Below are 5,172 nucleotides of genomic sequence, written 5' to 3' on the forward strand. Positions count from 1 at the left end.
AAACACCCAATCCGAAACCGCTCAGGACAGCACGCGGGACTCACGAAAGATCGAGGCTAGAGCGCCCGTCAGCGGAGGAAGTAGAAGCATTCCGCGCAATACTCGCTACGTTCTTCTCGGCGTCGGTGTTTTTCGGAACGATCGTTGGATCACCGTACGAAGCGACGAAGAGCGGCGGTGACGCTGACGGCGTACTACATAGTTGGGACCTCCCCGCGCTCCAATGGAGATACGCCGTCGTCCGAGAAAAAGGTCCGCAGCTAGATAGAGTTGCACTGACCCAGGCGCTTCGAATCAGCGACGGAAACATCTGGGTGGCACTGTGGCCAAATCCGAGGCAGCTCGATCCACAAAGGCCGTCAAACGCAGTTTTCGTTCCAGGTGGAAACCCACACGATGTCTGGCAATACTTTTCGACGGCGATGAATGCGATGCCCGAGAAACCCGATCTCCTCGAGATACGCGAGGTCGTAGAACTCAGAAGTAACTTAGACGGTGCTCGCTATCCGGAGGTTGTGCGATCGTTGGCACTCTTCCTCGAGATCGATATTCTTCCCGAGCGCACGAAGCAAAAATTTCTTGCTTACTTCAGTGTAATCGAAAGCCTGCTCACGCATGCACCTCAGCCCAACGACTCTGTCGACACTCTAACCCGACAACTTAAAAGAAACATCATTGTTCTGAGTAACCGATTGCCGCCATCTCGGAGCCTGGGAATTGCGATGTTCAAGAATGGCACCGACAGGGTCTCGCCCCCGACAGTGGTCTCGCAACTTTACGGCTATCGCAGCGCAGCCGCACATGGCGACGACACGGAGAAGTACCTCAAATGGTTCTCACGCAACAAGCCCGATACATGGTCGGCAGACACAGATGCTGAAGTACATTCGTTCGTCCGACGGCTCACCAAACGACTTCTCATTGCGGCCATGACCGAGCCTCAGCTAGTCGTCGATCTCAAATCTGCGTGATGGGGCTGGTGCTGCCCGCACCGCATCGGAGACGCCCGAACCAGATGGACAAGTTCGGGCGTCTGCGTCGGTCGTTGGCGAGCTGCCTCAGTCGTCCGCTCGGATTTGAACCGGCTGGTCCGGTTTGAACGTGGCCTCGCTCCGACCGAATCCCTCGCCGAACTTGGCATAAACGATGTCGCCGCCAGGCTGAACGACGGCGGCCTCTTTCAATTCCCCGTGACCGACAACCGAACGCGCGATGTACTGCGGGAGCTCAGCGGCCTTGATTGTGATAGATGCACCCATCGAACTTCCCCACTCCCCGACCCTGATCTTTTGTACGTCGCTGAGACTACGCGGCAGGTCGAAGCTCACATCGCCCGGTCCACAAGCGCAGAATGCGCGCGAAAAAACTTGGAGATCCTGGACAAATTGTTCGCCGTACAGGCAGTCCGGTCCACTTCGTCGTAACCGTGCGGCAGCTCGGTGTCGCCGCTATCAACCTGCTGCCAACTTAGAAAGCAATGACGCTATCTCGACGTCTCGGCCCTGCGCTGCATGCTGGTACCTCATCGCTGCCTGCGGAGTCGAATGACCAAGCCGCGCCATCAGCTCGGCGAGTGTTGCGCCGGTGGCGGCGGCAAGGACGGCGCCTGTGTGCCGTAGATCGTGAAACGTCATGTCGGGTTTGCCGGGCTCGTCAGTCTTTCTCAGTCTCCATCGCCCAGACACTTCGCACGCTCTATACCAATGCCGGTACAGCGTCGACGGCGCCAAATGTCCTCCGTGCTTGGCTGGAAACACTAGAGAATCTGCCCGTGTGCCAACGTGATCGCGCAAATGATCAACGACTACCGGCATCATGTGCGGCGGAATCGCAACATCACGAACGCCCGCCTCCGTCTTCGGAGTTTTGACGCGAAACTCGCCTTCGGTCCGGACAACACCACGGCGCACACGAATCACCGCGCGTTCAGTGTCCACGTCGCTACGCCGCAACTCGGTCAGCTCGCCGAACCGCAGCGCACACCACGACGCCAACAACACCATTGCTTTGAACTGATCTGGCATCGCAGCGGTCAATGAAGCGAGTTCGTCCAGTGTTGCTGGCCGAATCTTGCGAACACGCTTGGCGGTGCCGGCGCCGCGGATCTTGCACGGGCTCGCGGAAATCTTGCCGTCGTTCTCGGCGCTACGGAAGATAGTTGCCGTGAGCCCGTACGCGTGTGCGCGCAACGTAGGGGTTTTCGAGTCAAGTTTCTTGTGCCACTTACGAATGTCGTCGTAAGTGATCGATGCGAGTGGCAGAGCACCGAGCGTAGGTAGGATCTGCTGATCCAAAAGCTTCCGATAGTCTCCGCGGGTCCTGTCGGCAAGATCTCGGTACGCCATCCAGTCCTCGGCGAACTCACCGAACGTGGTCACCTTCGGTTTTACGACACCAGGCGGCTCCCATGCTTTCCGAACAATATCGGCTTGCTGCATCGACAACCACGCGCGCGCATCCTGCTTTGTCGTGAACGTCGTCGGCGCACGGTAGCGACGACCGTCGGGCCCGTTGTAGCGAGCTCGGTACCGTCCACTCGGCAGCTTCTCGACCTCGCCAAATGAGGCGCGGTGCGTACCTGCCACCGGTACCCTCCACTTCCTTCACCTGCCCGCATGGGGTATTCGTGGGGTAAGGGTAACTCAAAAGAATCCGATTGCGTTCACAAGGGCCACCACATGGGTGGTCGATAGTCCCAGGTGAATCTCGTTTAACTGCAGGTCAGAGTCAGGCTCGGCGTTTCCTACGGAACTGGTTCAATCCCAGTATCGCGCACCACAGTTAGACCAGGTCAGGCCCCCTTTCGAGGGGGCCTTTCTTGTTGGCAAGGTCTTAGCTTGGTCCTAAGAGAAATCGATTTTGCCGAAATCGCAAGCTCATTCAACGGGATCGACGCCGACCGGCGGGCTTTGTGGGCAGCATTCAGCCTCGGCTTCGGCGGATCGCTGTGCCACCTGCCGCAAGTCCCGGCGGGCACCGCAGGCGCGCCGGTGTCGCAGTGGCTACCGTTCGGGTCAGTGCGATCGGGTACGGCGCATACCCCCACTGACCGCCTGCTGTGGCTTTCTCGCCGATCACATCGGCTCGTTGGCGCATTCGTCCTTACTGCATGTCTCTGTTCGATCGTTCTCTCGTGTTCGATCGTTCTTTCGTCTACAGCGAGGTCGTTGCGCAGCAACGTATCCGGACCCATGGTTTCGTTCCGCACGCGCGTATCCGATCGAACGGCTGTAGCGGTGTGCAGCACGATCGAGCGGTCTGCGACCGGTCAGGCCGAACCGCGATTGGCGAACTGCCGACGGTATTGCGAGGGACTCGTTCCGAACGTGGACGCGAATCGCTGCCGCAAGGTGACCGCACTGCCGATGCCACACGCCGCTGCGACGACGTCGATCGACCAGTCGGTGGACTCCAGCAGGTTTCTGCTCTCTTGTATTCTGCGGTCCGCTATCCAACGAGCCGGGGTGGTCCCGGTCGACATCTTGAAATGTCGAAGGAAGCTTCGGCGGCTCATCCGTGCACGCTCGGCCAAACGGTCGACGGCGAGATCCGCCGATAGGTGCGCCAGAATCCATTCCTGCATCTCGGCGATGGTCGTGTCGGTGGCCTGGTTCCCCAACGGCCGTTCGATGTACTGGGCCTGTCCCCCTTCACGATGCGGAGCAACCACGAGCTGGCGTGCCACGCGGGTCGCCGCGGACACACCGAGGTGCGCACGGACCAAATGCAAGCACGCATCGATCGACGACACCGTGCCAGCAGAGGTCACGACGTCACCGTGGTCGATGTACAACACTGACGAATCCACCGGACTGCCACCACTGCGCTCCGCCAACTCCGGCATCACAGACCAATGCGTCACGGCGGGTCGTCCATCGAGCAAGCCTGCATCCGCGATTGCGAAGGCGCCCAAACACAGGCCAACGACCACCGCTCCACGGGAATGTGCCTGTATCAGAACATTTTCCACAACCTTGTCCAACGGCCGTAGGGATAGATGCCACGACGGAACTATGACCATGTCGGCCGACGCAGCGGCGTCCGGCCCGGCGATACCGCCGATCGCGTAGCCCTCGGATGTACGTATCGACCCTGGCCTGTTCGACCACAATTTAGTCGTCCAGCCAGGTGCGAGGCCGAGTCGCGTCACTTCTCCGAACACGATGAGCGGTGCCGCGAGGTGAAACATTGTGATGTCGTCGAACGTGTACACCGCGATGCGCATGCAGGTGCTCCTTTGTGGCCCGAATCCATCACAAGTATGCATTCGTGCCCCTGTTCCCAAGGACTCGAGGGGCGAACACTTAACTGCGTCGGCGCGCCTGTCCGGGCTACCCACTGCCGACGTCAACGAAATGAGAGCACCATGGCATCACCCCGTCGGGCTTTGATCGTGATCGACGTACAGCAAGAGTACTTCGACGGTCCACTCGAAGTCGAGCACCCCCCTCGGGAGCGATCGCTGGCGAACATCGGGGCGATCGTCGAGGCAGCCGATGCGGCAGGCATTCCGGTGATAGCGGTTCAGCACGTGATGGGCGAAGGGGCTCCCGTATTCGTCGAGGGCACCCCCGGCTATGCGTTGCATCCCGACATCGAGAAAAGGCTGACCACCGACACGAAACGCGTCCAGAAGCAGTTCGGGAGCGTTTTTGCCGGTACCGATGTGGCCGAGTGGCTGCGTGAACGCGACATCGACACCGTCACCCTCGTCGGATTCATGACCAACAACTGCGACCTCGCCACCGCGGTCGAGGCTGAAGGGCTGGGCATCGCCGCCGAGGTGATCTCCGACGCGACCGGTGCGATCAACTTGGCCAATGCAGCCGGCTCGGCCTCGGCAGAAACGGTCCATACCGTGCTGATGACGCTTCTGCACTCCAACTTCGCAGCCGTCGCGACCACCAAGCAGTGGATCGACGCAGTAAGCAGCGGTTCCGGACTGGACAAGAGCAACCTGGTCGAGTCCGCAATTGCGGGCAGGGCGGCCGCGACCGCGTAGGCACAAACATGCACCGTCTCATCGGATCGTATTCCAGACATGAGTGATGGACCGTGCGTGCGCTGCATGCGATCGACCTCCCTGTCCCACCTTCGTTCGGTGACCATCACGGTCACTAGGGCACCATCCTTAGTGCGGGCCTGAAAGGGTTCGTGAATGGGACTCGGCGG

The 5,172-nt window shown here is 60.0% G+C and carries 6 protein-coding genes; 2 read left to right on the forward strand and 4 right to left on the reverse strand.

Annotated elements, in window-relative coordinates; translation table 11 throughout:
• Nucleotides 1-971: hypothetical protein (locus ACHIRB_RS30025; protein ID WP_395127823.1), on the forward strand; the 971-nt coding region annotated here is incomplete at its 5' end.
• 87 nt (nt 972-1,058) lie between these two features.
• On the opposite strand, the gene ACHIRB_RS30030 is transcribed toward ACHIRB_RS30025, so the two are convergent.
• From ACHIRB_RS30030 to ACHIRB_RS30045, 4 genes are all read right to left on the reverse strand, one after another.
• Entirely contained in the window at nt 1,059-1,259 is a 201-nt protein-coding gene (locus ACHIRB_RS30030; RefSeq protein ID WP_395125519.1) for a hypothetical protein, read from the reverse strand.
• Between the two features lie 192 nt (nt 1,260-1,451).
• A complete protein-coding gene (locus ACHIRB_RS30035; RefSeq protein WP_395125520.1) occupies nt 1,452-2,585 on the reverse strand; it encodes a tyrosine-type recombinase/integrase in 1,134 nt (377 codons plus the stop codon).
• A gap of 337 nt (nt 2,586-2,922) precedes the next feature.
• Nucleotides 2,923-3,096 carry a hypothetical protein gene (locus tag ACHIRB_RS30040; protein WP_395125521.1) on the reverse strand — a complete coding sequence of 58 codons (174 nt, stop codon included), beginning with the start codon at nt 3,094-3,096 and terminating at the stop codon, nt 2,923-2,925.
• Between the two features lie 172 nt (nt 3,097-3,268).
• Nucleotides 3,269-4,225 carry a GlxA family transcriptional regulator gene (locus tag ACHIRB_RS30045; RefSeq protein ID WP_395125522.1) on the reverse strand — a complete coding sequence of 319 codons (957 nt, stop codon included), beginning with the start codon at nt 4,223-4,225 and terminating at the stop codon, nt 3,269-3,271.
• A 141-nt stretch (nt 4,226-4,366) separates the two neighbouring features.
• On the opposite strand from ACHIRB_RS30045, the gene ACHIRB_RS30050 reads away from it, so the two are divergent.
• Nucleotides 4,367-5,002, forward strand: a complete 636-nt coding sequence (locus ACHIRB_RS30050; protein WP_395125523.1) for an isochorismatase family protein — start codon at nt 4,367-4,369, stop codon at nt 5,000-5,002.
• Nucleotides 5,003-5,172: the final 170 nt, after the last annotated feature.

It is taken from the genome of Antrihabitans spumae, from assembly GCF_043944905.1.
Lineage (GTDB): Bacteria > Actinomycetota > Actinomycetes > Mycobacteriales > Mycobacteriaceae > Antrihabitans > Antrihabitans spumae.